A 25,232-nucleotide genomic window follows, 5' to 3' on the forward strand; every position below is an offset into this window, starting at 1 on the left:
AGAATGAGCATAGTGCAGCGTTTGCCGCTGCGTTGCCTCATTTCCGCTACTTTGATTGCCCACAAATTTGAACACATTGCCCAAGTCGCGCCTGCAGCGCGCCAAATACGTCTTGCCCAGCATGGTGACTTTGCTTTCGATAGCCTGCGGTTTTGCCAGCATCGTCATCTCCGTCGATAACGCCGGTGTCGGCAACCCCGCCGATTACCGGCTGGCGGCCGCGCTGCTGGTGCTGGCCGGGGTGTTCGACGCGCTCGACGGCTACGTGGCGCGCCTGACGAACACCAGCTCGCAGTTCGGCGTGCAGCTCGATTCCATCGCCGACGTGATGAATTTCGGCTGCGCCCCGGCCGTATTGCTGTACTGCTACGGCTTCGTGCAGATGGGCGTGCACGATCCGCTGCTGCTGCGCTTTGGCGGCATGGCCAGCTTCTTCTTTGTCGCCTGCGGCGCCATGCGCCTGGCGCGCTTCAATGTGAACGTGGGACGGACGGACCCCCTGTATTTCGTCGGCATGCCGATCACGGCCGGGGCCGCCTGCGTGGCGGCCGTCGTGGTGGCCTGGCCGGCGCCCATCGATTCCATGTTGCACAGCTATTTGCTGATGCTATTGCTGGTGGGCGTGGGCAGCCTGATGGTGTCGACCTTGCGCTTCCCCAGCTCCAAGCAAAAGAAAAGCCTGGCCGCGCTGCTGGTGCTGATCGTCGCCGTCGCCCTGCTGGTGTGGCTGAAGACCAGCTTCTTCGCGCTGTTCTTCGCCGTCTACATCGGCGCCACCCTGGCGCTCAACCTGGCGTGGCACCTGGGCTGGCGGGGTATTGCGTTGCCGCAAGTCTTTAATGACCCGGACGAGATAGACTAAGCCACCTCGTGCCCGCGCGCGGCGCGCAGGATGGCGAACCAGTCGCTGCGGCTGAGCGCAAATTGCGTGCCTTCCACGGCCACGCCGACGGCTTCGATGCGGCCCGTGCCCGTCAGCGGCAGGGGGCGGCATGGCAGTTGCATGATCCAGGCGAATACCACGCTGGCAAACGGACGCTGCAGTTCATCCGCGATCTGCTTGATGACATTGCGCAAGTTCTCCACATTCGCATCGCCGCCCTGGAACAGCCGTCCGCCCGCCAGCGGCGACCAGATCATCGGCGCCACGCCCACGTCCTGCAAGCCGTCGAAGGTTTCATCGAACAGCGGCGTCACGTGCAGCGGCGAAAATTCCACCTGGTTCGTCACCAGCGGGAAGCGCCGGTGCAGGCACTCGAACTGGTGGCGGCTGAAATTCGACACGCCAAAGTGCAAGACCTTGCCCGCCGCTTTCAATTGCGTGAAGGCGTCGGCGATTTCGTCGAAATCCATCAGCGGGTCGGGGCGGTGGATCAGCAGCAAGTCCAGGCGGTCCGTCTGCAACTGGCGCAAGGTGTGTTCCACGGAACTGGTGATGTGCGCCGCGCTCGTGTCGTAATGTTGGATGGCATGGCCGGGACGGTGCGGCGACAGCAGCTTGATGCCGCATTTGCTGACCAGCTCCATCTTGTCGCGCAAGCCCGGCTGCAGGGCCAGCGCTTCGCCGAACAGGCCTTCGGCGCTGTAATCGCCATAGATGTCGGCATGGTCGAAGCTCGATACGCCCAGCGCCAGGCATTGCTCGATGAAGGCCAGGCGTTGCTGCGCAGACATATTCCACTCGCCGATGCGCCACATGCCGGCGACGATGCGCGACAGTTCGGGACCGTTGCTGCTCAAACGGCTGCGCGGCGCTTGCAGGCTGGCGGGAAATACATGGCTCATGGGCTGGCTTTCTGATGGTGGCGTGAGGGGACTCGCCACGATTATAGCCAGCTAATCTAGAGCATGCTGCGGATAAAGCGGCAACACCGCTCCTGCAAGGCCGCATCGAGCTGGCCGCCCAGCTGCATCTGGTACACGAGCGCCGATTGCAGCATGAAGGCGAACAGGCGCAGGTCGAGGTCGGCGCGCACGCCGATGTTGAGCAGGCGCTGTACCACCAGGCTGATCCACGGCGCGACGATCTGCTCGCGAAAGCGCAGCTGCGCCGCCGCATCGTTGTGGATCAGCACCAATAAATCGCAGGTGAAGCGGCCGTCGGCGTTCAGGTTGTCGAAGATGCGCGCGCAGATCGCCTCGATTTCCTGGCCGTCCGGCATGTCGAGCGCGCGCTGCAGCTTTTCCGCCGTGCGCTTGACGAGCGCGTCGAGCAGCATGTCTTCGCGGCGCGGCCAGCGCCGGTAGATCGTCTGGCGCCCCACGCCGGCAGCGTCGGCCACCATCTGTATCGTCACCGCGTCGAGCCCATGCAGGCGCACCAGCATGACGATCGCTTCCAATACCGCATCTTCCACACCCGCCTTGCGCGGGCGGCCACGCGCCACTGCCTCTTTTTTGATCACGTCTAACCTGTCTCTGAATGTTTCTTTTAATTATGGTACGATGCGCACCGTAAATGCAAAGCAACTGCTTGTCAATCATCCTGATCAATTAACCGACAGGTGGGTACGCCGCGCCGCGATACTCCAGTCATCTCTACGTGAAATCTGCACTCTCCGCGGCGCGTGTCCGCATTTTCTTTCTGACTCCCACATCCATCACTGTGGCGGCTCGTGCCGCCTGAGGAAAACCTATGAAAATCATCGGGATATCGCCCCATCGGCGTAACTTCCTGCGCAAGGCCGTCGGCGCCGCGCCTGCCGTGGCCTTGCTGGCCGGCGCCGGCGGCGGCCTGGCCATGGCCGTCTCCAAGGACCAGCCTGCCTACAAACCGCGCTTTTTCGACGCCACCGAATGGGCCACCCTGACGGCGCTGGTCGACCGCCTGATCCCCGCCGACGGCGAAGGGCCGGGTGCGCTGGAATCGGGCGCGCATGAATTCATCGATGCGCAGATGAACACGCCCTACGCGTATGGCGCGCTGTGGTACATGCAAGGGCCGTTCGTGCCGTCGATCGAACAGTTCGGCTACCAGTTCCACATGGCGCCGCGTGAGCTGTACAAGAGCGCTCTGGCCGGCGTCAACGCAGCCGTCCATAAACAGTCGGGCAAGCCTTTCGTGCAGCTGAACGGGGCCGAGCGCGACGCCGTCATCACGCAATTGCAAAAGGGGACGTTGGACATCGGCGAAGTGCCGTCCAAAGTTTTTTTCAACCAGTTGCTGCAAAACACGCGCGAAGGTTACTTTTGCGATCCCGTGCACGGCGGCAACAAGGACATGCTGGCCTGGAAGATGGTCGGTTTCCCCGGCGCGCGCGCCGACTACATGGATTGGGTCGAGCAGTATGGCAAGAAATACCCGCTGCCCCCTGTTTCTATCGCATAAGACTTTTTGTAGCAGATCAAAGAAAAAGAAAAACCATCATGAGTGATATCAAACCAGATGTAAAAATGAAGCCTGTCGATGCCGTGATTGTCGGCTTCGGCTGGACCGGCGCCATCATGGCCAAGGAATTGACGGAAGCGGGCCTGAACGTGGTCGCGCTGGAACGCGGCGAGTACCGCGACACCTATCCCGACGGCGCCTATCCGAAGACCCTCGACGAGCTGACCTACATCCAGCGCAGCAAGCTGTTCCAGGACATGTCGAAAAGCACGTTCACCTTCCGCCACAGCATCACGGGCGTGGCCGTGCCCTACCGCCAGATCGGCGCCTTCAAGCCCGGTACAGGCGTGGGCGGCGCGGGCTTGCACTGGTCGGGCATGCACTGGCGCGTCTTGCCGGAAGAGCTGCAAATCCGCAGCCATTACGAACGCCGCTACGGCAAGAAATTCATCCCCGAAGGCATGACGATCCAGGACTTTGGCGTGACCTACGCCGAGCTGGAGCCGCACTTCGATTTTGTGGAAAAAGTCTTCGGCACCTCGGGCCAGGCGTATAAGGTCAACGGCATCGTCGTCGGCGACGGCAATGTGTTCGAGGGCGACCGCTCCGACAATTACGCGCTGGCGCCGCAAAAAGTGCCGTACACGGCCGAACTGTTCCGCCGTGCGGCCAAGGCCGTCGGCTACCACCCGTTCGTCAACGCTTCGTCGAACGCGTCCGGCCCGTACACGAACCCGTACGGCTGCCAGATGGGACCGTGCAACTTCTGCGGCTTCTGCTCCGGCTACGCCTGCTACAACTATTCCAAGGCTTCGCCCAACGTCAACATCATGCCGGCCCTGCGCATGGTGGCCAACTTCGAATTGCGCGCCAACTGCAACGTCGTGCGCATCAACCTCGATGGCAGCAAAAAACGCGCGACGGGCGTGACCTACATCAATGCGGATGGCAAGGCCGTCGAGCAGCCGGCCGACCTGGTCATCGCCAGCGCCTTTGCCTACAACAATGCGCACCTGTTCCTGTTGTCGGGCATCGGCAAGCCGTATGACCCCGTCAGCAATGAAGGCGTGGTGGGACGCAACATCGCCTACCAGATGATGTCCACCATCCAGACCTTCTTCAAGGAAGACACGAACACGAACCCCTTCATCGGCGCCGGCGGCACCGGCGTCGCGCTCGACGACTGGAATGGCGACAACTTCGACCATGGCCCGCTGGGCTTTGTCGGCGGCTCGCCCGCCTGGTGCAACCCGGCCGGCTCCAAGCCAATTTCCGGCATCGCCACGCCGGACGGCACGCCCGCCTGGGGTTCGGCCTGGAAAAAGGCCGTCAAGAAGAGCTACCTGAACACGGTCTCCTTCGACTGCCACGGCGCCAACATGACGTATCGCGACTGCTATGTCGACCTCGACCCCACCTATACGGACAAGTATGGCCAGCAATTGCTGCGCTTTACCTTCGACTGGAAGGAAAACGACATCAAGATGAGCCGTTTCGTCACGGACAAGATGATGAAGGTGGCCGAGGCCATGAATCCGGAAGCTATCAAGGTGTCCGTCAAGAACGTGGGCGACCACCTCGACTTGCGCAACTACCAGACCACCCACTGGGCGGGCGGCACGGCCATGGGCGCGGACCGCAAGACCAGCGTTGTCAACCGCTACCTGCAGAGCTGGGACGTGCACAACGTGTTTGCCGTCGGTTCCAGCGTGTTCCCGGTCGGCATCGGCTACAACCCGACGGGTCTCGCTTGCGCGCTGACCTACTGGTCGGCCAAGGCCATCCGCGAGCAATACCTGAAAGATCCCCGTCCCCTGGTCGCTTGATAAAGAACAAGAAGATGAACAACACATTCACCCATACCGTGGGCGCGCTGCTGCTGGCGCTCGCCTCCGGCACCGTCTGGTCCGCCACCACGGCCGCTGCCACCACTCCGAACGCCCAGCTGATACGCCAGGGCGAATACCTGGCCCGCGCGGGCGACTGCATCGCCTGTCATACGGCCGGCACGAAAGGCCATCCGTTCGCGGGCGGCCTGGGCATGGAAACGCCGATCGGCAAGGTGTATTCCACCAACATCACGCCGGACAAGAAGGCCGGCATCGGCGACTGGAGCTTTGCCGATTTCGACAAGCTGATGCGCACTGGCGTGACCAAGCACGGCTATACCGTGTATCCGGCCATGCCGTATCCGTCGTACTCGCGCCTGAGCGAGGCGGACATGCAGGCGTTGTACGCCTACTTCATGCATGGCGTGAAGGCGGACCCGACGCCGAACAAGGCGGCCGACATCCCGTGGCCATTGTCGATGCGTTTCCCCTTGACCATCTGGCGCTGGGCCTTCGCTCCCACGCCGCAGCCGTATAAAACGCCGGTCACGGGCGACGCGCAATTGCTGCGCGGCGCCTACCTGGTGCAGGGCCTGGGCCACTGCGGCGCCTGCCATACGGCGCGCGGCGTGGGCATGCAGGAAAAATCGCTGACGGATGAGGGCAATACCACCTTCCTGGCAGGCGGCGGCGTGATCGACGGCTGGTCCGTGCCCTCGCTGCGCAATGAACACGGCGGCGGTTTGGCGCGCTGGAGCGCGGCGGAGATCGCCGAATTCCTCAAAACGGGCCGCAACAGCCATACGGCCTCGTTCGGCGCCATGAACGACGTGGTGGCCCATTCCATGCAGCACATGACGGATGGCGACCTGGCGGCGATGGCGAAATACCTGAAATCCCTGCCGCCATCGAACCCGGCCACGCCCGCCTTCGTGGCGGACGACAAGCTGGGCAAACAATTGTTCAGCGGCATCGTCAATTCCACGGGTGCGCAGTTGTACCTGGACCGTTGCGCCGGTTGCCACCGTTCCGACGGCAAGGGCTACGACAAGGCTTTCCCTGCGCTGGCCGGCAATGCCGTGCTGCAGACGAACGATCCTACGTCTGCCATCAACATCGTGCTGTCGGGCGGCGCCGTGCCCGCCACGCGCACGGCGCCGTCGGCGCTGACGATGGCGCCGTATGCCGACATCTTCAACGATGAGCAGACCGCCCAGGTGGTGACCTTCATCCAGACCAGCTGGGGCAACCGCGGCACGCCCGTGACGGCGGCGCAGGTGGCCAAGGTGCGCAAGGTGTCCGTGCCGGTGGAGCCATCGCAGACGGAAGCGACGTTTGCGGCAGGCCGCCACGGCACCTTCCCGCCCGTGGCGCGCCAGCCGCACTTGAAGGATTTGCCGGCGAAGTAATTGACGTAACGCAAGACGAAAAAAATGCCCGCAGCATCTGCGGGCATTTTTTATGGGGAACGCTAACTGCTTATTTCAACCACAGGCGCATCGAATCCCAGGCGCGGCCGAAGATCGTGGCCTGGTTGATGGTTTCCAGTGCAACGACCGGCAGTTCCAGCAGGACCTTGTCGTCGACCATCATTTTCAGTTTGCCGACAGGCGCGTTTTCAGCCAGTGGCGCGACCAGCGGGTCCTTGCGTTCCAGCACAGGTTTCATCTTGGCAGCCGTGCCTTTTGGTACGGTGACGAGCACATCGCGGGCGAAACCGATTTTCACGGTGCCTTTCGAGCCCTTCCACACTTCCGGCGTGGCCACGGCCTGGCCTTTCGAGTACAGCTTGACCGTATCGAAGTTCTGGAAGCCCCAGTTCAGCAGCTTCTGGCTTTCCTGCGTGCGGGCCTGGTCCGACGTGGTGCCCAGCACCACGGAGATCAGGCGGCGCTCGCCCGTGCCGCCTGGACGGCGGGCCGAGGCGATCATGCAATAGCCGGCCGCTTCCGTATGGCCCGTCTTCATGCCGTCCACGGTTGGGTCCAGCCACAGCAGGCGGTTGCGGTTAGGCTGGGTGATCTTGTTGTACGTAAAGCTTTTCACGGAATCGATTTTGTAGAATTCCGGGTAGTCGGCGATCACGCGCTTGGCCAGCACGGACAGGTCTTGTGCTGTGGAATAGTTATCTGGGCTAGGCAAGCCATGCGGATTGGCAAAACGCGTGTTTTTCAGACCCATGCGTTGCGCTTCGCGGTTCATCAGCACGACGAAGGTGCCTTCATCGCCGGCCACGGCTTCAGCCAGGGCCACGGCGGCATCGTTACCCGATTGAATCATCAGGCCATGCAGCAAGTCGTCGATCGACACGGGCGTGGCCGGGTCGATGAACATCTTCGAGCTGCTCGAATCGACTTTCCAGGCACGCACGGACACATTCACTTTTTGGTCCAGCGCCAGTTTCTTTTCGCGGATGGCGGCAAACGTCAGGTAAGCCGTCATGATCTTGGTCAACGAAGCCGGCTCGATGCGCGCGTCCGGATCTTGCGAAGCAATGATCTGGCCGCTGGTGGCGTCAAGCAACAGCCAGGACTTGGCGGCGATGGTCGGGGCTGGAACGCTCTGGGCGTAGGCGGCGGAAAAGAACAATACACTGGAGGCCAGTGCCGCTAAAAGTTTTTTCATGGGGCTGGTCTGCGAGAAAAAGATGAAGGCTGAGGGCCATGCTGTTGCTACCTGCATGGCCGCGTGGAAAAAACGGATCAATTATAGCCGTGGAGGCGCTAGTAAGCCCACACTTCAATGATCATCTGCTGCTATTGCGGGTTTGTCACCATGCCACAGGGCAATCACGAGGTTCTTGATGTGATTGAGCTTGCGGTGGAAAAAATGGTCGGCGCCGGGGATCACGATCACGGGAATGTCTTGTGGACGGGCCCAGTCGAAGACGGCGGACAGGGGAATCGTGTCGTCCAGTTCGCCGTGGATCAGGATGGTGTCGGCGGGAATGTCCGCCATGGCCCACTTGCCGGCCGCGCTGCCGATCAGCGCCAGGCGCTCGGCGGGCGTGCCGGCGGCGGCCAGGCGTTCCTGCAGTTTCGATTGCACGAAGGTGCCGAACGAGAAACCGGACAAGGCCACGGGCAAGCCCGGATACAGGCTGCGCATGTGTTCATACAGCAATTGCATGTCGTCCGTCTCGCCCACGCCATGGTCGTGCACGCCTTCGGACGCGCCGACGCCGCGGAAGTTGATGCGCGCCACCACGTAACCGAGCGCGACAAACGCGCGCGCCAGGGTTTGCGTGACCTTGTTATCCATCGTGCCGCCGTACAGCGGGTGCGGGTGGGCAACGAGGGCGATGCCGCGCGGAGTGTCTGCCGGGAAATCGAGCAAGCCTTCCATGCTGCCTGCATGGCCGGCGAGGGTAAATTTTTCCGAGTTTCTGTTCATGATGCTCATACTGGTGGGTATCTCTTAAATTGGCATTAAATCTTGAGGCGTTCGACAATTTTGCCGCCCACCAGGTGCGTATCGATGATTTCATCGATATCGCTGGTGTCGACATAGGTGTACCAGGTCGCTTCCGGGTAGATCACCAGCAGCGGGCCTTCTTCGCAGCGGTCCATGCAGCCGGCCTGGTTGATGCGGATCTTGCCTGCGCCATTCATGTCGAGCTCCTTGATGCGGCGCTTGCAATGCTTTTGCGCCGCTTCCGCGCCATGGTCGCCGCAGCTGTTGCGGCCGTCTTCACGTTTATTCATGCAGAAAAAAACGTGGCGTTCAAAATACGGTGCGTCGCTCATACTATTCTCCTGCTGATTCATCAATGCGCCATGATAACGCTTATGGGTGGTCTTCGCGACGCTGGCGCTGCGCGTCTTCCTGCCGGTTCAGGCGGTGCGAGGGCAGGCACAGGAACCACAGGGCCATGAAGGGCCACAGCAAGGCGAGGAATTGCGCCGCGCCATTGAAGTTGAGGAACTTGCCTTGCACCCAACCTTGCAAGGTCGACATGAAATACGGGTTGATCGGCGTCGTATTCACCATTACCAGGCTCAACAGCAAGGTGGCGGCCGCGATGCGGCGTTGCGCCACGTGGGGCGCGAACGCCAGGCCGCCCAGCATGATCAGGCCGATCAGGAAACCGCCCTGGGCGCCCGGCGTGATCCAGACGAAGGCGTTTTCCGGCGAAAACAGCAGCGCGCTGGCCATCGAGCGCACGGTCAGGGCGGCGGCGATGAGGATCAGCATCAGCACGGCGCGGGGCGCGGCGCGGCGCAGCAGGCATAGCAAGGTGAGCACGGCGCCCGTCATGCCGCAGGCCGTGATAATGGTTTCTGAAAGCCAATATTGCTCGACAGTTAAGATCACGTCGGGCCGCAGATACGTGGCCAGGTCGATCTCCATGCCCGCCAGGCGCGACAGCCAGTCCGACAGGATGGGCAGCAGTTGGCCCAGGCCGAACAGATAGCCTTGCGGATAGATTTGCGCCAGCGGCCACAGGGCCACCAGCACCAGGCCCTGGCTGGCGTGCTGGGCAAACCAGCGCTGGCGCAACCGGTACAAATGGCTATGGTCGAGCAGCTTGCGCGCCGTCAAGGCGCCGATGAGGGAACCGATGAAGCAGCCGGCCGAGTTCGTATAAAAGTCCAGGTTCGACGAAACGCGGCTGGGCAGATAGGTTTGCACGGCTTCCATGCTGCCGGAAATCAGCACGCCGCACAGGCTGGCGACGATGACGGCAAAGAAACCCGTGATCCTTGGAAACAGCGAATACACGATCAAGGCGCCCAGCGGGATGTAGCCGACGACGTTGATGCCCACGTCAAAGCCCGTCCAGTAACGGGGCATGCGCGTGTTTTCCAGGAACGTCAGCGGCGACAAGCCATTGCTGTGCCAGCCCGTGAATGGAAACCAGCTGGCGTACACGATCAGGAAGACGTAGGCGAGCAGGGTCGCGCGCGACACGGGCGAGGAGCGGGCGGGCGGCAGTGGTGCCGCCGGACTGGCGGGGGAAGCTGGCGCCGTCATTCTTTCGGGATGGTCAGCGTGCCCAGCCAGGTCAGCAGGTCGGCGGCGATGGCGTCCGAGGCCGCCGCCAGCGCCTGCGCGCCCCCTTGCGCGTCGGGGCTGCTTGCCGGGCCGCTGCGGCTGAAGGTTTTCTGGTCGATCAGGCGGTGGCCGCGGAACAGCGAGGCGCGCAGCGACACGTGGCCGCTGCTCTGCGTCTGCGTATCGAAGTTTTGCGAAAAATCATCGACGTCGATGCGCAGCAGGGGCATGCCGGCGGCCGCGTCCGTGGTCGACAGCACTTTCACGCCGCTTTGCGCCACGCGCGTCTTCAGGCGCTGGCTTAATAGTTGCAGCGGCGGCGTGTTCCAGCGGTTGTAGGCGTACGGCCGCGATTGCTGCGCGTCGGCGTACAGCAATCGGTAATACATGCGCTGGCTGTCCAGCCAGGATGGGCCGTTGGCGTCGGCGATCACCAGCACGGGCACGGCTGGCGCGGCCGGTTGTACTGCCGCCGCCTGCGGCGCCGGCGGGCCGAAGTCATAGAAAGTGGGGACGGGGCCGCGGCTGGCGCAGCCGCCGAGCAACAATGCCGTGGCCAGGGTCAGCACGCTGACAGGGGAAAAGCGGGGGAAGTTCATCGTGCAATCTCCTTATTTGCCCGGCGCCGAAAAACCGGGCTCGCCCGGGCCGGGCGGAATGTCTGGGGCGCCGAACAAGATGCTCTGCGGCTGTTCATTGAGCGTGCTCATGGTGGTTTTCAAGGCGCGCATCGAGGAACGCGCCTCGCCGCTCAGCTCGATTACCTGCGGCAAGACTTCCAGCGATACGCCATTGGCCACCGTTTCCACGGAATTGCCGACCCGGTCGACCGTGCCATTGACCTTCTCGAGCACGCCGCCGGGCGCCTGGATATCGTTGCCCAGCTTTTTCCACGTGGCTGTCAAGTCCGACACGTTCTTGCTGGCCGTACTGACGGCCGTCAAGGTTTGGCGCGTTTGTTCCGTCAGTTGCGGCAATTGCGTCAGGGTCGGCTCCAGCTGCTGCGGAATGGCGCCGAAGGCCTTGGCCGCCTTGCCCACTTCGTTGAAGGCGCCCAGCATGGCCGCCTGGTTGTCGGGGCTGAGCAGGTTATTCACCTTGTTGGTGATCTGTTCGGCCTGGTCGAGGATGCGCTTGCCGCGCTTTTCCAGCTGGTCGAGCAAGCCCGCGCGCAGGGGGATCAGCGAGGGCTTGTCCTTGCTGGTGCCCAGCAGTGTCGAGCCCACGTGCTCGTCGTCGAGCTGGATGTAGGCGATACCCGTCACGCCCTGGTAGCCCAGGGTGGCAAAGGTGGTATTCGTGACGGGGGTGTCCGGCGCCACGCTGATGTGCACGAGGATTTGCCCCGCTTTTTGCGTGTCGAAGTCGATGGCGTCCACCTTGCCCACTTCCAGGCCCCGGTAGCGCACGGTCGCCTGCGGATTGAGGCCCGGCACGGACAGGGTGGTGGCGAGCAGGTACGGCACCCGTTCCACGCGGTCGCGGTTGAACCAGACGCCGAACAGGATGGCGGCCACCAGCAGGGTGAGTGTAAAAAATCCCGTCATCAGGGCATGTGATCTGTTTTCCATTACTTCTCCGCTTTCTTGTCTGTGCCGGCGTCGTCGCCCGGCTGCGCCGCCTTGCCGGCCGCCTGTTTCTCGTCGAGGACGGCCAGCGCGCGCTTGCCGCGGTCGCCGAGGAAAAATTGCTTGATGAACGGGTGGTCGACTTCGATCACCTCGCGCGTGGGGCCGATGGCGATCACGTGTTTTTCCGCCAGCACGGCGATGCGCGTGGACAGGGCGAACAAAGTGTCGAGGTCATGCGTGACCATCACCACCGTCAAGCCCAGTTCGCGGTGCAGCGACTGGATCAGGGACACGAAACTTTCCGACAGGTCCGGGTCCAGGCCGGCCGTCGGCTCGTCGAGGAACAGCAGCTTCGGTTCCAGCGCCAGGGCGCGGGCCAGGGCCACGCGCTTGATCATGCCGCCCGACAAGTCCGACGGCATTTTCAGCGCATGTTCCGGGCCCAGGCCCACCATATTCATCTTCAATAGTACCGCGTCGTGCACCAGCGCCTCGGGCAGCACGCGCAATTCGCGCATCGGCTGGGCCACGTTGTCGAACACAGTCAGGGCCGAATACAGGGCGCCTTGCTGGAACAGCATGCCCCAGTGGTTGCGCAATTGCTGCAACTGGTCGGAACTTGCCTGGTTGATATCTTCGCCAAAGACTTTGACGCATCCGCGCGCCGGATGTTCCAGGCCCAGCATCTGGCGCAGCAGCACCGTCTTGCCTGTGCCGGAGCCGCCCACGATGGAAAGGATCTCGCCCCGTTCGATTTCCAGGTTCAAGTCCTGGTGCACGACGGTGCGGCCGAACTTGGTCCACAGATTGGTGATGTCCACCACGGGCGCGTCGCCATGCAGGTTGAACTGGCCTTCCTTGCCCGTGCCACAGGCGATATTGGTGTCGTCCGCCATCAGTAGCCCACTCCATTGAAGACGATGGCGAACACGGCGTCGGCCAGGATCACCACGGTGATGGCCGTGACGACGGCGGTGGTGGTGCCGCGCCCCAGGCTTTCCGTGTTGGCCTTGATGCGCAGGCCGAAATGGCACGAGACGAGCGCGATCAGCATGCCGAAAATCACGCCCTTGCCCAGGCCGATCATGTAGTTGGCCAGCGGCACGGCATCCGGCAGCTTCTGGATGAAGTAGCGCGCCGACAGATTCAGTTCCACCTTGGCCGCCACCATGCCGCCGATCAGCGCGGCCGTATCCGTCCAGATGACGAGCAGAGGCATGGAAATGGCCAGGGCCAGCACTTTCGGCATGATCAGGCGGAAACCGTGCGAAATGCCCATCACCAGCATGGCGTCGAGCTCTTCCGTGACGCGCATGACGCCCAGCTGGGCCGTGATGGACGAACCGGAGCGGCCGGCAACGAGGATGGCGGCCAACAATGGCCCCAGTTCGCGGATGACGCTCATGCCCAGCAGGTTGACCAGGTAAATGTCGCCGCCAAAGGCGCGCAGTTGCTGCGCGGACAGATAGGACAGCACGACACCGATCAGGAAGCCGACGAGGGCCGTGATGCCCAGCGCCTGGAAGCCCGCATGGAAGATATTGGCGGAAATTTCGCGCCACGGCCCGCGCATGGGATGGCGCGCGAAGCGGCCGATATCCTGCGTGACCTGGCCCACGAGGGCGATAAAACCCTTTAAATGTTGGAAAAACAGCAAAATAGCCATGCCCAGCTTCATCACGGGCGTGAGGCGGTTGGCGCGCGAGGGCGGCGTTTCCAGCGGCCCCGTTTCCTCGATGCGCCGGAAAAACTCTTCCTGCGACGGCGCCAGGGTCAGTTGCGCGGGACGCCGCTTGCCCCAGGCATTCCAGAACAGCTGGGCGCCGATATGGTCCATGCTGTCGATGGCCGACAGGTCCCATTGCGCCTTCGCATCGCCCTGCAAGGGCTTGAGCTGGGCATCGATGGCTTTGATCGCATTGTCATGCGCCAGCGCGTGCACCTGCCAGGTGCCGCTGGCAGTGACAAGGGCTCCCTGTTGGGAGCTGGTCTGGGAGAGGGTCAGTTTCGGCGATTGTACAGTCGGCATCGTGCCAGTTTAAGGGAGAATGGCGCAGACCGCCACCGCTGTTCAATCGCCGGCCCCTCAGGACGCCAGGTGGCGCGCCTGCCGCTGCGGCAGGGCGACGTCCGGGCGCACCTTGGCATTGCTAGTACTCACTTCGGCTGGCTTGGCGTGCGCAGCCGTCTGCGCGCCGCCCGCATAGTCGCTGGCCACGAGGGCATTGGCTTCAAGCGCGCTCATGCCGCGCGTCTGCAGCCATTGCGCCACCAGCTTGGCCAGGCGCTCCATGGCGATGCGGTGGGTGGCGTCCGTATGGGCGTAAAGCCAGTTCGAAAAGTCCATGAAGTTTTCAAACGGCGCATCGCCCAGCATCCATTGCACCGTATTGGCGAAGCGGCCCGAGTTGGCCACCAGGTCCCAGTAGCGGGCGAAGCGCACGAGGCGCTGCATGCTCATGAAATCGAGCTGCTTGTTCGCCAGGATGGTGTACGGCGGGTGCGGGTCGAACACCATGCCATAGTTTTCCGTATGGCGGATGATGGGCGTGCCGCGCAGCCGTTTTAATATGCCGAACTGGATTTCATGCGGTTTCAAGGCCACCAGCTTGTTGAAGCCGGCCGCGAAGCTCGCTTCATCCTCGCCCGGCAAGCCGGCGATCAAGTCCACGTGCAAGTGGGCGTTCGATTCTTCGCACAGCCAGCGGATGTTGTCGGCCGCCTTTTGATTGTCCTGCTTGCGGCTGACCAGCGATTGCACGTCCGGATTGAAACTCTGGATGCCAATTTCAAATTGCAGCGCGCCGGGCGGGAACTTGCTGATGCCTTCTTTCAAGGCGTCGGGCAAGTGGTCGGGCACCAGCTCGAAGTGGGCGTAGATCGGATCGTCCGGATTCGCCTCGATCTTGTCCAGAAAGAATTGCATGATCTTCAGGCTGGTCTTGATGTTCAGGTTGAAGGTACGGTCGACGAACTTGAACAGGCGCGCGCCGCGCGCATGCAGGGACTCCATCTCGGCCAGGAAGTTCTCCAGTGCGAAGGGCCAGGCCGTCTTGTCCAGCGCCGACAGGCAGAATTCGCACTTGAACGGGCAGCCGCGCGACGCTTCCACGTAGATCGTGCGGTGGCGGATATCGTCGTCCGTATACAAGGAGTAGGGCAGCTGCAGTTCCGCCAGCGGGGCTTGCACGCCCGCGTGGATCTTCATCAGCGGCTTCGGCCCGTGGAGGATCTCGCCGCACAGCTTGGGGAAGGTGACGTCGCCCCAGCCCGTGATCAGGTAGTCGGCCAGCTTGACGATCTCTTGCTCGCCCGCCTCATGCGACACTTCCGGCCCGCCCAGCACGATGATGACTTCAGGCGCCACGCGCTTGAGCATGGCCACCAGCTTCGTCGTTTCCTCGACGTTCCATATATACACGCCAAAACCGATGATGCGGGGCTTGTTTTGCAGGATGCGCTCGACCAGTTCCGTGGTTTTCGTGCCGATGACGAATTCCTGCAGCCGCGTCTGCGCTTGCAGCGGCCCCATATTGGCCAGCAAATAGCGCAATCCCAGCGAGGCGTGGGTGTAGCGGGCGTTCAGGGTGGAGAGCAGGATGGTCATGGGAGGCGATTGAAACGGCGAAACCGCTATTTTACGCTGTCGCGTCAGCTGTGCGCTGCGGCCACAAATGCCATGTTACCATTTGTCAATAATTACTAACTTGTCAATGCTACGGCAGGTAAAAAGGGATATACGGTGCTGGCGAAAAAAGTACTCAATAAGAAAGTTCTGCTCGGGGCGCTGGCTGGCGTGGCCGTGGTGGCGGCCGCGCTGGTCGGTTACCGGGTCTTCGGCTGGGGCGCGATGGGACCGGTCAACGGCTTGAAGCTGGACTTGTCCAGGCCCGACGCGCTGGTCCGCACGAAAAGCCTGTCGACCTTGCCGCGCGACTTGCTGACGGTGCCGCTGGCGCGCGACGTGCTGCGCGAGGATTTCCTGTTCTATTACGAGCAGAGCGAAGACCGGCTGGGGCTCAAGGGCAGTTTGCGCCGCATCGCCTACGAACATGAACTGGGATGGGGCGACCAGCTGCTGCGCATGGTGCTGGACCAGCCTGCGGAAGTGGCCCTGTGGCGCGACGCCGACGGCTCGCTCAAGCATTTTGCCATTGCCGTATCGCGCAACCAGCTGACGCGCCTGCTCGAGGAAGCGGGCAAGATCGCCTTGAAGGATACGCAGATGCGCGTGGCCGGCAGTTTGCGCGTCGATGGCGGCCAGGTGCCCGTGTATGCGCTCAATTACGCCTACCAGCGCACCTTGCTGTTTGCCGCGCACGGCCAGCGCCTGGTCATCCTGTCCCATCCCGGCATGCTGTATGGCGGCAGCGACGGCAAGAGCGGCGATGGCACGGCCGAGAAAACCGTGGCCAGCCTGCTGGCGCCGGAGGCTGCCAAACAGAACGTCTTTCATGCGCAATTCCATCTCGACGGCGCCGCGCCCGAGGGCCACAGCATCGCCGTCAAGGCAGACTTCCTGTCGTTCGGCTACCAGCCCTTCTTCGGCGCGCTCGAAGCGCTGCGCTTCGATTTTCAACAGGGCGCCTGGCAGTCCAAGGTGCTGCTCAATGCGGACAAGCTGAAAAACGGCGGCTATGACAGCAGCGCCCTGTGGCCCGTGCTGCCGCACAGTCCCAGCGCCTGCTTCAGCGTGCCGGTGGACTGGGCCGCGCTGCAGCCCGTGCTCAAGCGCCTGGGGAGCAAGACTTCCGAGCCGGTGGTGCCGCTGGCCGGGCACTTGCAAGGGCCGGCCGCCGCCTGCTGGTACGGCACTTCGCGCCTGCATACGCCGGTGTTTGTCGCCACGCGCAGCGCGCAGGCCGGGGATGACGCTGCATATGGCAGCCTGTTCGAGGCGGCCATCGGCGGCAAGGACCCCGTGCGCAGGACGACCGGCAAGGATAGTAAAGGTGAGTTCGTACGCTGGGAGCGCAGCGTCGCCACGGCACTGGGCCAGTCCACGCCGGCGCTGGCCGTGGCCGGCAATACGGTTGTCTTCTCGGCCGACGGCAAGCTGGTGGACCAGGTGCTGGCCGTGCGCCGCAAGCAGGCGCCGGCCGCCAGCGACCTGCTGCCCGATGGCGCGCACACCATCGGCCTGATCGCGCCCGCGTCGCTGGCCCGGCTGATCCAGCTGGAAGCCTTCGATACTCTGCCGGCGAATAACGAACCGGTCCTGCGCGCGGCCGCCAACGAACACCTGGTGCCGCGCCTGAACGCCTTGAAAAAATATCCGCCGCTGCGCATGGTGCTCAAGCGGCAGCCAGCCAGCGGCACCGCATGGGAAGCGCTGGAATGGCAGGAGACTGCGCGATGACGGTGCGGCACGCGCGCCGCGCTGCCTTGCGCTGGTTCGCGGCTTGCGCCGCCACCGTGGCAATGCCCCGGGCGTGGGCCCTGCGCGCGGCTACCGAACCGCAAGTGCAGCTGTCGCAAGCCCAGAGCCGCGCCTTCCAGGCCTGGATGTTGCGCATTGTCAATGTGCAGATCGAACGGGGGCCGTCGCCGCGCTGGACGCACCGCGATTGCGCGGGCCTCGTGCGCTTTGCCGTCAATGAGGCGCTCACCGTGCATGATGCGAAATGGCTGCGCGCGAACGGCATCGCCAGCGACCGGCGCCTGCCGCCCGAGCTGGAATTGAGCGCGGCCCAGGCGGCCCTGCGCAACCACTGGGTGCAGACGGATGGCACGGTCGGCCACTTCGTCACGGCGCTGGCGCTGGTTCAGCGCAACAGCCGTTTCATCGCCCGCGAAATCAGCCAGGCGCTGCCCGGCGACCTGCTGTTTTTCGACCAGGGCGACGAACAGCACCTGATGGTCTGGATGGGGGCGCGCATCGCCTACCACACCGGCACCGTCACCCCCGACGACAATGGTCTGCGGACCGTCGATATCAAAGAACTTACGAGCTGGAAGGACACGCGGTGGCAACCTGTGGTCAACAATCCGAATTTCGCCGGTGTGTTCCGGCTGGCGTTCCTGTCATGAAGCTTCTCATGAAGCTGTTATTTGCCAGCCTGCTGGCGTTGGTCCTCATTGGCGGCGCCTCGGCGCAGGAACGCGAACCGAGCAACTACGCCACCTTCAAGGGCGAACCCTTCTTCCTGCTGTCGGATGCCAGTTACGGCAGTCTTGATGAAGCGCGCGTGCGGCTCGAGGTGCCGGGGCGCGACATGGGGCGCATGAACCTGGAAGCGTATTCGGGCGCCGACATCGTCGTCTACCGCGTGCCCGAACCGATGGAATTCCTGAAAAAGCAGCGCAATCTGCACCGCATCCAGGTGGAGGGCAATTACCAGGGCGAGGGCCTGGCCAACACCTTGAGCTTTCTATGGGATAGCTGGTGGAAGCAGTCGCGCCTGGCCTGGCGCAAGCTGTTTTCCGGCGAGGCGCGCCTTGCGGTAACGAAGGAGCAGCCGCAATTGGCGACGAATGACGCGATCCGCCGGCGCACTGTGTTCGCCAACCATCCGCAATACAAGCCGATCAAGGGCATGGAGCTGGTCGACAGCTTCCGCTATCCGATCTGGCAGGCCAAGGCCATCACGCCGCCGAAAGGCGTCAAGCTCGATGGATCGAGCAGCGATTTCATCGTCGCCGGCGCCGGCAACGTGATGATCCCGCTGGGCAAACGCCAGCCTGGCTTGTACCTGATCGAAGCGATCATCGGCGAACACCGCGCCACCACCCTGGTGTTCGTGTCGGACACGGTGGCCGTCACCAAGGTATCGTCCGGCCAGATGCTGGTGTGGACGGCACGGCGCGACAACAGCGCCGCCGTGTCCGGCGCCAGCGTGGCGTGGACCGACGGCACCGGCGTGCTGCAGTCGGCCACCACGGGCGCCGACGGTGTCGCATCGCTCGAGCGCGGCAGCCCCGAACACACGTATGTGCTGGGCCAGGACCGCGCCGGCGGCGTGTTCGTGTCCGAGAATTTTTACTATGACAGCGAAATCTATAATACCAAGATTTATGCGGTGACGGACCGGCCCCTGTACCGGCCCGGCGACGAGGTCAACGTCAAGTTTGTGGGTCGCGAATTCACGTCGGCGCGCAACTCGCAGGCGGCGGCCAGCGCGCCGCTAAGCTTGACCGTGCTCAATCCGAATGGCACGCCGCTGCTGACGCAAACGCTGCAGCTGTCCGGCGACACGGGTGCCGACACGCGCTTCCGCCTGCCGACGGAAGCCACCGCCGGCGGCTATGAACTGCGCTTCAATTACAAGGATGGCGTATATGGCGCGGCCTTCCGCGTGGCCGAATACATCAAGCCGCACTTTGAAATCAACGTCCAGCCATCGAAGCCGGAGTTCAAGACGGGCGAGGCGGTCAAGGGCAGCATCGCGCTGCGCTACCCTGATGGCAAGCCGGTGAAAAACGCGAAGATGACCTTGTCGCTGCGCGGCCAGCAAAACACCATGGTCGAGGGCGAGTTGCGTTACAGCGGCCTGTTCCCCGTGGCCTTGAAGACCGAGGAAGTGACGAGCGACGGCAGCGGCAATGTGGACTTCACCTTGCCGCCCGCCGCCGACCCTTCGCGCTACATCCTGACCGTGCTGGCGACCGATGGCGCGGCCTACCGCGTCAAGGCGACGCGCGAGCTGATGATAGAACGCTCGAGCAGCAGCTACCAGTTGAAGGCCGCGCGCCAGTTTTCCGATCCGGGCCAGTCCGTGCATTTCGACTTGCTGGCCGATGGCCAGGGCGCGGCCAAGCCCGTGCGCTGGGAGATGGTGCAGCTGGAAAAACAAGGCAAGACCGAGGGCGCATTCGATCCAAACGCCAAGGGCTGGGACGTGACATTCCCCGCATCGGGTTCGTATCAGCTGGCGCTGCGCGACGAACGGGGCAACCTGCTGGCCGCCGCCAGCCACTGGGTCGCCGGCGATGGCGTGCAAACGACGCCGGGCAGCATCGAGATCGTGCTGGACCGCGCCCGCTATCGTCCGGGCGACACCGCCGAAGCCTTGATCACGTTCTCGGACAAGGTCGACCAGGCGCTGTTGACGCTCGAACGCGACAAGGTGGAGCACCATGGCTTGATGGCCGGCGCCGCGGATTGGTACCAGGCGAAGCGCGTGGCGCCGCGGCAGTGGCGCGTGCGCATCCCCGTCAGGGAGGAGCACGGCCCGAACATGACGTTTTCGGTGGCATACACGAGCAATGGCGATTTCGTTTTCGAGAATGCGGGCCTGCAAGTGATCGAGCCGCGCATCGCGCTGCAGTTCAAAAGCGACAAGGAGGTCTACCAGCCTGGCGAGAAGGTGACGCTGGACGTCAAGGCCACCCTCGACGGCAAGCCGCTGAGCACCATGGTGGCGCTGGGCGTGGTCGATGAAATGATTTATGTGCTGCAGCCGGAAATCGCGCCGGATATCGGCGACTTCTTCTACCATCCGCGCCGCAACAACGTGCGCACCACGGCCAGCCTGTCTTTCATCAGCTACGACATGGCGCATGGCCGCACCGCCGGTGCGCCCGCGCGCCACAATTACAACGAGCGCGGCGTCAAGGTGCTCGAACGTCCGCGCCGCGACAATATCGATACGGCGTACTGGGCGCCATCGCTGAAGACCGACGCGAATGGCAATGCGCGCGTGAGTTTCACCATGCCGGACGCGCTGACCCGCTGGAGGATTACGGGCCGCGCGATGGACGAGCAGGGGCGCGTGGGCCAACGCACGGCCTATCTGCGTTCGGACAAAAACTTCTATGCCAAGTGGACGGCGCCCGACTGGATGCGCGCTGGCGATGCGCCGCGTGCCTCGGTGGCCGTGTTCAACCAGACTGGCAAGGAGCAGGCGCTTGACGTCGTTCTCTCCGGCGGTGCGCAGCCGAAGACGGAAAAACTGTCCGCCAAACCGGGCGTCAACTACGTCGAGTTTCCGCTCGCTGCTGGCGCTACCGGGCCGCTGCGCCTGGAGCTGAAACAGAACGGCAAGCTGGTTGACGCGCTGGACACGGCCATGCACACCTTGCCTGCCGCCTGGAGCAGTCCGCGCACCCTGGTGCTGCCGCTCGATGGCGCCGTCGGTGATATTCCACTCAAGCTGCCGGCGGACGCGCGCAATATCCGCATCTCGTTCGCGCAAGGAGCAGCCAGCCAGTTCGCGCGCATCGCCGACGACCTGATCGACTATCCATATGGCTGCGTGGAGCAGACGGCGAGCCGTTTGATTCCGCTGGCGCTGGCCACGCAAAGCCTGGGTCCGGACGCCGGCGCGGCGGGTGAGCATCTGCAAACGCTGCTGACGGCGCAGCGCCTGCGCCTGGTGTCGATGGCGGGCCCCAACGCCGTCTTCGGTTGGTGGGGGAACGCCACGGCCGGCAATGCCTTGATGACGGCCTACGCCTATTACGCGGACTGGTACGCGGCGCGCGCGCTGCGCATCGAGCTGCCGCCCGAGCACTGGAACAAGCTGCTGGCCGTCTACAGCGAACATGGCTTGAAGGATGCGATGGGCGACCGCGCGCTGGTGCTGTGGATGGCGCGCGAAATGGGCTTGCCCACGCAGACATTGGCAGCCGGCCTGGTGGACGACAGCGCCATCGCCGTCCTGGGCGGCAAGCCGCGCCAGGCGGGCGACAGTAGCAGCCTGCTGCTGGGCGGAGCCCTTGACCGCGAAGCGCAAGCGATGTCGCTGGGCCTGGTGGCGCTGGTGGCCGGCCAGAATGGCATCGCCTTGCCGCATGGGCTGCAACTGCAAGTGGCCAGCGCCTGGCAAGTCTTGCGCGAATCGAAAGCGCCGGTGGCGCAAGCCTTGCTGATGCTGGCCGGCGAAGTGCCGCCATCGCAGGCCGACGCGGTGCTGGCTGGCGTGCGCGCCGAGATGCCGACCCTGGACCGCGCGATGACGTTGATGTGGGTGCAAAAGAAACTGGGTGGCGCATCGTTCGGCAAGGGGCCGGCCGTCACGCTGGATGGCGCCTGGCAAAAACGCGACAGTCGCAGCGGCCAGCCGGTCTGGCGCTGGAGCGACGCCAAGGGCCAGCCTGACAAACTGCGTCTCGCGGCACCGGTGCCCGCAGGCACGGTGGCCGTGCTGCAGTACGACAGCCACGCCGTCGAAGCGCAAACCTTGCCGGTTGCCGTCGAGCGCCGCATCCTGCGCATGAAGGCGGGCAAGGGCGGCTACACGACGGAGCTGGTCAAGCCGGGCGAGGCGCTGAGCACGGACGCGCTGTACCTCGATGAAATCACCTTGAAGGCTGCACCGGGAGCGAAGCACCGCTTTGGTTTGCTGGAAGTGGCGCTGCCACCTGGCGCCATGGTCGAATCGACGACATGGGGCATGGTCATGGCAGGTGACAAGCCGGCCGCGCTGGAACGCGCGCGCCACACCGAACGCCGCGACGGCTATGCCGTGCCGATCGAGCCTTTGGCCGGCGACGTGACCGTGCGCCATTTGCTGCGCTTTGCGCAGAAGGGCAGTTATGTGCTGCCGCCTGCGCGCTTTTACCGCATGTATCAGCCGGAGCAGAAAGCCTTTGAAGGCGGCGGCAAGACCACGCGCGCGCTGAAGGTCGAGTGATGCGCGTTGCACTTCCTGCATTGACGGCAACCCTGCTGCTGGCCGTACCTGCGTGGTCTGCATCGCTGGACGTGGCCTGGTGGCGTGATGGCAAGACGGAAGTACGGCAGCTGCGCCAGGGCGGCGCCACGCAGCCCCTCTCGCCGCCGTTTGACGGTGCGCGGCAAGTACCGCTGGCCAGCCTGTGGAAGCTGTTCGTGTATGTCTATGCGACGGATAACAAGGTAGCGATGCCGGATTACCGCTGCGGTGGCCGCGATCCGGAAGAGGTGTATTGCTGCGATGCGGGCCAGAGCATCGGTCACGACGCGGCGCTGGCGCAGTCCTGCGGCCCATTTTTCTCGCCCAAGCGCTTGATGATCACGGCCACGCCGTGGCGCCAGTACTGGCGCGGCCGTCTGGGGAGCGCGCCGGCAGGCGACTTTGCCTGGCTGGCGGATCCCGCGCAGATGGCGCCGGCGCGCACGGTGCGCCTGGATAGCCTGCTGCGCGCGCTGGACAGCATCCCGGCCGCCAGCCGCGTGGATGCCGAGGCAGCGCTGCTGCGCGTGGTGCTCGACGGACGCGGCGCCGGTACGGCGCGCTGGTTCGGCAGCCAGCTGCGCGTAAAGACGTATTCCTGGCACGAGCAGAAAAAGGGTCAGGCAGAAGAGCGTATCGGCGGCGCGGCCGGCTGGCTGGCCGACGGCACGCCGATCTGGTTTGGCGGCGCGGGCGGCAGCAGCAATGTCTTCGCACAGTGGGCGCCCAAGCTGGCCGCCAGTTTGCCGAAAGTGGGCGCGGCCGACGATGGCGGCTGCGTGGTCGTCGATTACTTCAAGCGCTATCCGATCCGCGCCGTGCGCGGCGAGCGTGGCGTGGCCGCAGCTGGCCCGCTGAATGGCCGCTACCATGTGCAATTCGAGAATGGCCAGAACCTCGCCTTGCGCAGCACGGGCGAATTGATGCTGTTGCAGGAGAAGGGCGGCCGTCCGCAATTGCGCGGCCGCTTCGGCGTCAATGAATATGTGGCGCGCGTGCTCGACCGCGAAGCGAACGCCGGCGAGCCGGAAGCGGCCAAGGCGCTGGCGATCGCCGCGCGCACGTATCTGCAGCAGAACGCGGTGACGGTGGCGGGCTGCCAGCAGATCGTTGACAGCAGCGCGACCCAGCGCGTCAGTCCCAGCCCCGCCACGCCGGCGGCGCTGGCGATTGCGCGCTGGACCGACCAGCTGATCGTCGATGGCGTCACCGTGCGCTATCACAGTAACCAGCCGTCCGAGGGCACGATGGCGTGGAGCGAGGCGGTGCGCCAGGCCAGACAAGGCAAGTACTATGATGAATTGCTGGCGGCGGCGTATCCTGGCGGCGCGCTGAGTACCTTTGGCAATACCGGCGCACGTTGCCGGCGCCTGGCGCAGAACGAGGACTGGCTGGCGCGGTCCGTGCTGCGCTGGCAGCGCGTGCTGCTGCGCGAGGCCGGCTACGAGGCGCCGTCGCCAGCGCCGCTGGTGTGCGCCTTGCAGAGCGGCGCGCCGTATTCGGAACAATCGCGCAACCGTATCTTCATGCGGCCGCTGGCCACGCGCGAAGACCGCATCACCTTGGCCCATGAATACCTGCATCTTGGCCTGCGCAACCATCCGCGCGGCCAGGACGAAGAATATGTCGAGCGGCTGGCCCGCCGGCTCGTCGACCTTAACCTGGAGGCCCTGTGAGTTTTTATATCCGCTGCTCGATTCCGCTAATGCTATTGCCAATCTGGGCGCAGGCCCAGGTCACCATCGACGCCCCCAAGAGTGGTTGGCGCAATTCGGCCGGCGCCAGCGAGCAATACACGCAAGCGGTCAACTACCCCGCCGCGTCGGTCAACCTGCAGCCGGGCCAGGCCGAGACGGCGCAGATACGGGGACGCATCGCAGGCGCCGTCAAGGGCAAGCCCGCTACTTTGGTGGTCAATGGCGTGGCGATGCCGATGGAAGTGGGCGAGGATGGCAGCTATGGCCGTCCGTATGGCTTCGGCAGCGGTTCGAACAGCGTGGAAGTGCGCTCGCCGGATGGCCGGAGCCGCGCGCGCACCCAGTTTGTCGACAGCTACCAGGGCAAGACCCAGGCGCGCCTGCGCATCGTGCTGTCCTGGGACAGCGCCGGCACCGACCTCGATATGCATGTGGTCACGCCGGACGGCGGCCATGCCTGGTACGGCAATCGCGTCCTGAAAGATGGCGGCGCGCTGGATGTGGACGTGACCACCGGCTATGGTCCGGAGATTTTCTCCAGTTCGGCGCCCGTGAAGGGCAACTATCACGTCTATGTGAATTACTACGGCAGCGGCGAGAACACCGCCATGCTGACCGTCGCCCGCATATCGATCATCACCAACGAAGGCACGCCACGTGAAAAGTTGCAGAGCTTCCAGGTGCCGATGCGGGCCGCGGGCGAACTGACCTTGGTGAAATCGTTCGTCTTGCCATAAATGGCTCTTGCGGACACGCTGTTGCTTGGCTATAATTCGCCCCCTCGCTGAACGACGCATGCAAATGCCGAGTGAGACGAGAAAAAGAAGGAGTTGACGGACGTAGCAAATTGCTTCATACTCTTCCTTCTTCGCAGCTGACAAACACAACGCTTTGTCGATAGCGCGAAAGCAGTGCCGAATACAGTTCTTTAACAATTAACAGTCGATAAGTGTGGGCATTTGATGTAAGTGCAGCAGCGATCTTCGGATTGCTGTAATACTTAAAATATCAAATGTTCACAAGAAATAATGAAATAGGCGCTACGAAAGTAGTGGCCTGTCAGTTTTTTGAGTGAGCGACCCGTTAGAAATAACGGTGCCGGTAAAACGGCAAAGTAACAGAGATTAAACTGAAGAGTTTGATCCTGGCTCAGATTGAACGCTGGCGGCATGCCTTACACATGCAAGTCGAACGGCAGCACGGAGCTTGCTCTGGTG

20 protein-coding genes and 1 rRNA gene are annotated in these 25,232 nt (G+C 63.5%); 10 read left to right on the top strand and 11 right to left on the bottom strand.

Annotation, left to right across the window (positions count from 1 at the left end):
- Window positions 1–121 precede the first annotated feature (121 nt).
- Window positions 122–862: a CDP-diacylglycerol--serine O-phosphatidyltransferase gene (gene pssA / locus O0879_RS28230; RefSeq protein ID WP_289907057.1), complete on the top strand. Its 741-nt coding sequence runs from the start codon at window positions 122–124 to the stop codon at window positions 860–862.
- Here the strand turns inward: pssA and O0879_RS28235 are convergent.
- Window positions 859–1,785 (bottom strand): aldo/keto reductase, encoded by a 927-nt coding sequence (locus O0879_RS28235; RefSeq protein WP_289919958.1) that lies wholly within the window; start codon window positions 1,783–1,785, stop codon window positions 859–861. The two genes, pssA and O0879_RS28235, sit on opposite strands and share 4 nt — an antisense overlap.
- Before the next feature lie 56 nt (window positions 1,786–1,841).
- Window positions 1,842–2,405, bottom strand: coding sequence for a TetR/AcrR family transcriptional regulator (locus O0879_RS28240; protein WP_218965297.1), 564 nt, complete (start codon window positions 2,403–2,405; stop codon window positions 1,842–1,844).
- Between the two features lie 230 nt (window positions 2,406–2,635).
- Between O0879_RS28240 and O0879_RS28245 the strand changes: the two genes are divergently transcribed.
- From O0879_RS28245 to O0879_RS28255, 3 genes are read left to right on the top strand one after another with little or no spacing between them, the layout of a single operon-like run.
- Window positions 2,636–3,328, top strand: a complete 693-nt coding sequence (locus O0879_RS28245; protein ID WP_289919962.1) for a gluconate 2-dehydrogenase subunit 3 family protein — start codon at window positions 2,636–2,638, stop codon at window positions 3,326–3,328.
- A gap of 38 nt (window positions 3,329–3,366) precedes the next feature.
- Window positions 3,367–5,154: a GMC family oxidoreductase gene (locus O0879_RS28250; RefSeq protein ID WP_257218818.1), complete on the top strand. Its 1,788-nt coding sequence runs from the start codon at window positions 3,367–3,369 to the stop codon at window positions 5,152–5,154.
- 14 nt (window positions 5,155–5,168) lie between these two features.
- Window positions 5,169–6,566: a cytochrome c gene (locus tag O0879_RS28255; protein ID WP_289919965.1), complete on the top strand. Its 1,398-nt coding sequence runs from the start codon at window positions 5,169–5,171 to the stop codon at window positions 6,564–6,566.
- Between the two features lie 70 nt (window positions 6,567–6,636).
- Here the strand turns inward: O0879_RS28255 and O0879_RS28260 are convergent, their stop codons facing one another.
- From O0879_RS28260 to O0879_RS28300, 9 genes are all read right to left on the bottom strand, one after another.
- Window positions 6,637–7,782: a D-alanyl-D-alanine carboxypeptidase family protein gene (locus O0879_RS28260; RefSeq protein ID WP_099668326.1), complete on the bottom strand. Its 1,146-nt coding sequence runs from the start codon at window positions 7,780–7,782 to the stop codon at window positions 6,637–6,639.
- A 114-nt stretch (window positions 7,783–7,896) separates the two neighbouring features.
- Window positions 7,897–8,550, bottom strand: a complete 654-nt coding sequence (locus tag O0879_RS28265; protein WP_289906930.1) for an alpha/beta hydrolase — start codon at window positions 8,548–8,550, stop codon at window positions 7,897–7,899.
- Window positions 8,551–8,585: 35 nt separating this feature from the next.
- Window positions 8,586–8,903: a ferredoxin gene (locus O0879_RS28270; RefSeq protein WP_034781335.1), complete on the bottom strand. Its 318-nt coding sequence runs from the start codon at window positions 8,901–8,903 to the stop codon at window positions 8,586–8,588.
- Between the two features lie 40 nt (window positions 8,904–8,943).
- Window positions 8,944–10,131 carry a VanZ family protein gene (locus O0879_RS28275; protein ID WP_099666174.1) on the bottom strand — a complete coding sequence of 396 codons (1,188 nt, stop codon included), beginning with the start codon at window positions 10,129–10,131 and terminating at the stop codon, window positions 8,944–8,946.
- Window positions 10,128–10,751, bottom strand: a complete 624-nt coding sequence (locus tag O0879_RS28280) for an ABC-type transport auxiliary lipoprotein family protein (RefSeq protein WP_289919966.1) — start codon at window positions 10,749–10,751, stop codon at window positions 10,128–10,130. Before O0879_RS28280 ends, O0879_RS28275 begins: the two co-directional genes overlap by 4 nt.
- Before the next feature lie 12 nt (window positions 10,752–10,763).
- On the bottom strand, window positions 10,764–11,723 hold the full coding sequence (locus O0879_RS28285; RefSeq protein WP_099666176.1) for an MlaD family protein: 960 nt from the start codon (window positions 11,721–11,723) through the stop codon (window positions 10,764–10,766).
- Complete coding sequence (locus O0879_RS28290; RefSeq protein ID WP_289919968.1) at window positions 11,723–12,619, bottom strand: ATP-binding cassette domain-containing protein; 897 nt, start codon at window positions 12,617–12,619, stop codon at window positions 11,723–11,725. The genes O0879_RS28285 and O0879_RS28290 overlap by 1 nt, the downstream gene beginning before the upstream one ends.
- Entirely contained in the window at window positions 12,619–13,752 is a 1,134-nt protein-coding gene (locus tag O0879_RS28295) for an ABC transporter permease (RefSeq protein ID WP_289900480.1), read from the bottom strand. Before O0879_RS28295 ends, O0879_RS28290 begins: the two co-directional genes overlap by 1 nt.
- A 57-nt stretch (window positions 13,753–13,809) precedes the next feature.
- Entirely contained in the window at window positions 13,810–15,330 is a 1,521-nt protein-coding gene (locus tag O0879_RS28300) for a radical SAM protein (RefSeq protein ID WP_289919971.1), read from the bottom strand.
- Window positions 15,331–15,465: 135 nt separating this feature from the next.
- On the opposite strand from O0879_RS28300, the gene O0879_RS28305 reads away from it, so the two are divergent.
- From O0879_RS28305 to O0879_RS28330, 6 genes are all read left to right on the top strand, one after another.
- Complete coding sequence (locus O0879_RS28305; RefSeq protein ID WP_289919973.1) at window positions 15,466–17,082, top strand: DUF2138 family protein; 1,617 nt, start codon at window positions 15,466–15,468, stop codon at window positions 17,080–17,082.
- A complete protein-coding gene (locus O0879_RS28310; protein WP_289919975.1) occupies window positions 17,079–17,753 on the top strand; it encodes a DUF1175 family protein in 675 nt (224 codons plus the stop codon). Before O0879_RS28305 ends, O0879_RS28310 begins: the two co-directional genes overlap by 4 nt.
- Window positions 17,754–17,761: 8 nt before the next feature.
- Window positions 17,762–22,297, top strand: coding sequence for an alpha-2-macroglobulin (locus O0879_RS28315; RefSeq protein ID WP_289919976.1), 4,536 nt, complete (start codon window positions 17,762–17,764; stop codon window positions 22,295–22,297).
- On the top strand, window positions 22,297–23,994 hold the full coding sequence (locus O0879_RS28320; RefSeq protein ID WP_289919978.1) for a DUF2300 domain-containing protein: 1,698 nt from the start codon (window positions 22,297–22,299) through the stop codon (window positions 23,992–23,994). Before O0879_RS28315 ends, O0879_RS28320 begins: the two co-directional genes overlap by 1 nt.
- 29 nt (window positions 23,995–24,023) lie before the next feature.
- Complete coding sequence (locus tag O0879_RS28325; protein WP_289913951.1) at window positions 24,024–24,752, top strand: DUF2135 domain-containing protein; 729 nt, start codon at window positions 24,024–24,026, stop codon at window positions 24,750–24,752.
- Window positions 24,753–25,141: 389 nt separating this feature from the next.
- A 16S ribosomal RNA gene (locus tag O0879_RS28330) occupies window positions 25,142–25,232 on the top strand; the annotation flags it as partial.

It is taken from the genome of Janthinobacterium sp. SUN120, from assembly GCF_030397735.1.
GTDB classification, from domain to species: Bacteria; Pseudomonadota; Gammaproteobacteria; order Burkholderiales; family Burkholderiaceae_D; genus Janthinobacterium; species Janthinobacterium kumbetense.

What these genes read in the sequence shown, in the direction of transcription:
- pssA (WP_289907057.1), top strand. Translation starts at nt 122, where the DNA reads ATGGTGACTTTGCTTTCGATAGCCTGCGGTTTTGCCAGCATCGTCATC.
- O0879_RS28300 (WP_289919971.1), bottom strand. Translation starts at nt 15,330, where the DNA reads ATGACCATCCTGCTCTCCACCCTGAACGCCCGCTACACCCACGCCTCG.
- O0879_RS28275 (WP_099666174.1), bottom strand. Translation starts at nt 10,131, where the DNA reads ATGACGGCGCCAGCTTCCCCCGCCAGTCCGGCGGCACCACTGCCGCCC.
- O0879_RS28285 (WP_099666176.1), bottom strand. Translation starts at nt 11,723, where the DNA reads ATGGAAAACAGATCACATGCCCTGATGACGGGATTTTTTACACTCACC.
- O0879_RS28295 (WP_289900480.1), bottom strand. Translation starts at nt 13,752, where the DNA reads ATGCCGACTGTACAATCGCCGAAACTGACCCTCTCCCAGACCAGCTCC.
- O0879_RS28265 (WP_289906930.1), bottom strand. Translation starts at nt 8,550, where the DNA reads ATGAACAGAAACTCGGAAAAATTTACCCTCGCCGGCCATGCAGGCAGC.
- O0879_RS28260 (WP_099668326.1), bottom strand. Translation starts at nt 7,782, where the DNA reads ATGAAAAAACTTTTAGCGGCACTGGCCTCCAGTGTATTGTTCTTTTCC.
- O0879_RS28270 (WP_034781335.1), bottom strand. Translation starts at nt 8,903, where the DNA reads ATGAGCGACGCACCGTATTTTGAACGCCACGTTTTTTTCTGCATGAAT.
- O0879_RS28290 (WP_289919968.1), bottom strand. Translation starts at nt 12,619, where the DNA reads ATGGCGGACGACACCAATATCGCCTGTGGCACGGGCAAGGAAGGCCAG.
- O0879_RS28315 (WP_289919976.1), top strand. Translation starts at nt 17,762, where the DNA reads ATGAAGCTGTTATTTGCCAGCCTGCTGGCGTTGGTCCTCATTGGCGGC.
- O0879_RS28310 (WP_289919975.1), top strand. Translation starts at nt 17,079, where the DNA reads ATGACGGTGCGGCACGCGCGCCGCGCTGCCTTGCGCTGGTTCGCGGCT.
- O0879_RS28250 (WP_257218818.1), top strand. Translation starts at nt 3,367, where the DNA reads ATGAGTGATATCAAACCAGATGTAAAAATGAAGCCTGTCGATGCCGTG.
- O0879_RS28235 (WP_289919958.1), bottom strand. Translation starts at nt 1,785, where the DNA reads ATGAGCCATGTATTTCCCGCCAGCCTGCAAGCGCCGCGCAGCCGTTTG.
- O0879_RS28320 (WP_289919978.1), top strand. Translation starts at nt 22,297, where the DNA reads ATGCGCGTTGCACTTCCTGCATTGACGGCAACCCTGCTGCTGGCCGTA.
- O0879_RS28325 (WP_289913951.1), top strand. Translation starts at nt 24,024, where the DNA reads ATGCTATTGCCAATCTGGGCGCAGGCCCAGGTCACCATCGACGCCCCC.
- O0879_RS28280 (WP_289919966.1), bottom strand. Translation starts at nt 10,751, where the DNA reads ATGAACTTCCCCCGCTTTTCCCCTGTCAGCGTGCTGACCCTGGCCACG.
- O0879_RS28255 (WP_289919965.1), top strand. Translation starts at nt 5,169, where the DNA reads ATGAACAACACATTCACCCATACCGTGGGCGCGCTGCTGCTGGCGCTC.
- O0879_RS28245 (WP_289919962.1), top strand. Translation starts at nt 2,636, where the DNA reads ATGAAAATCATCGGGATATCGCCCCATCGGCGTAACTTCCTGCGCAAG.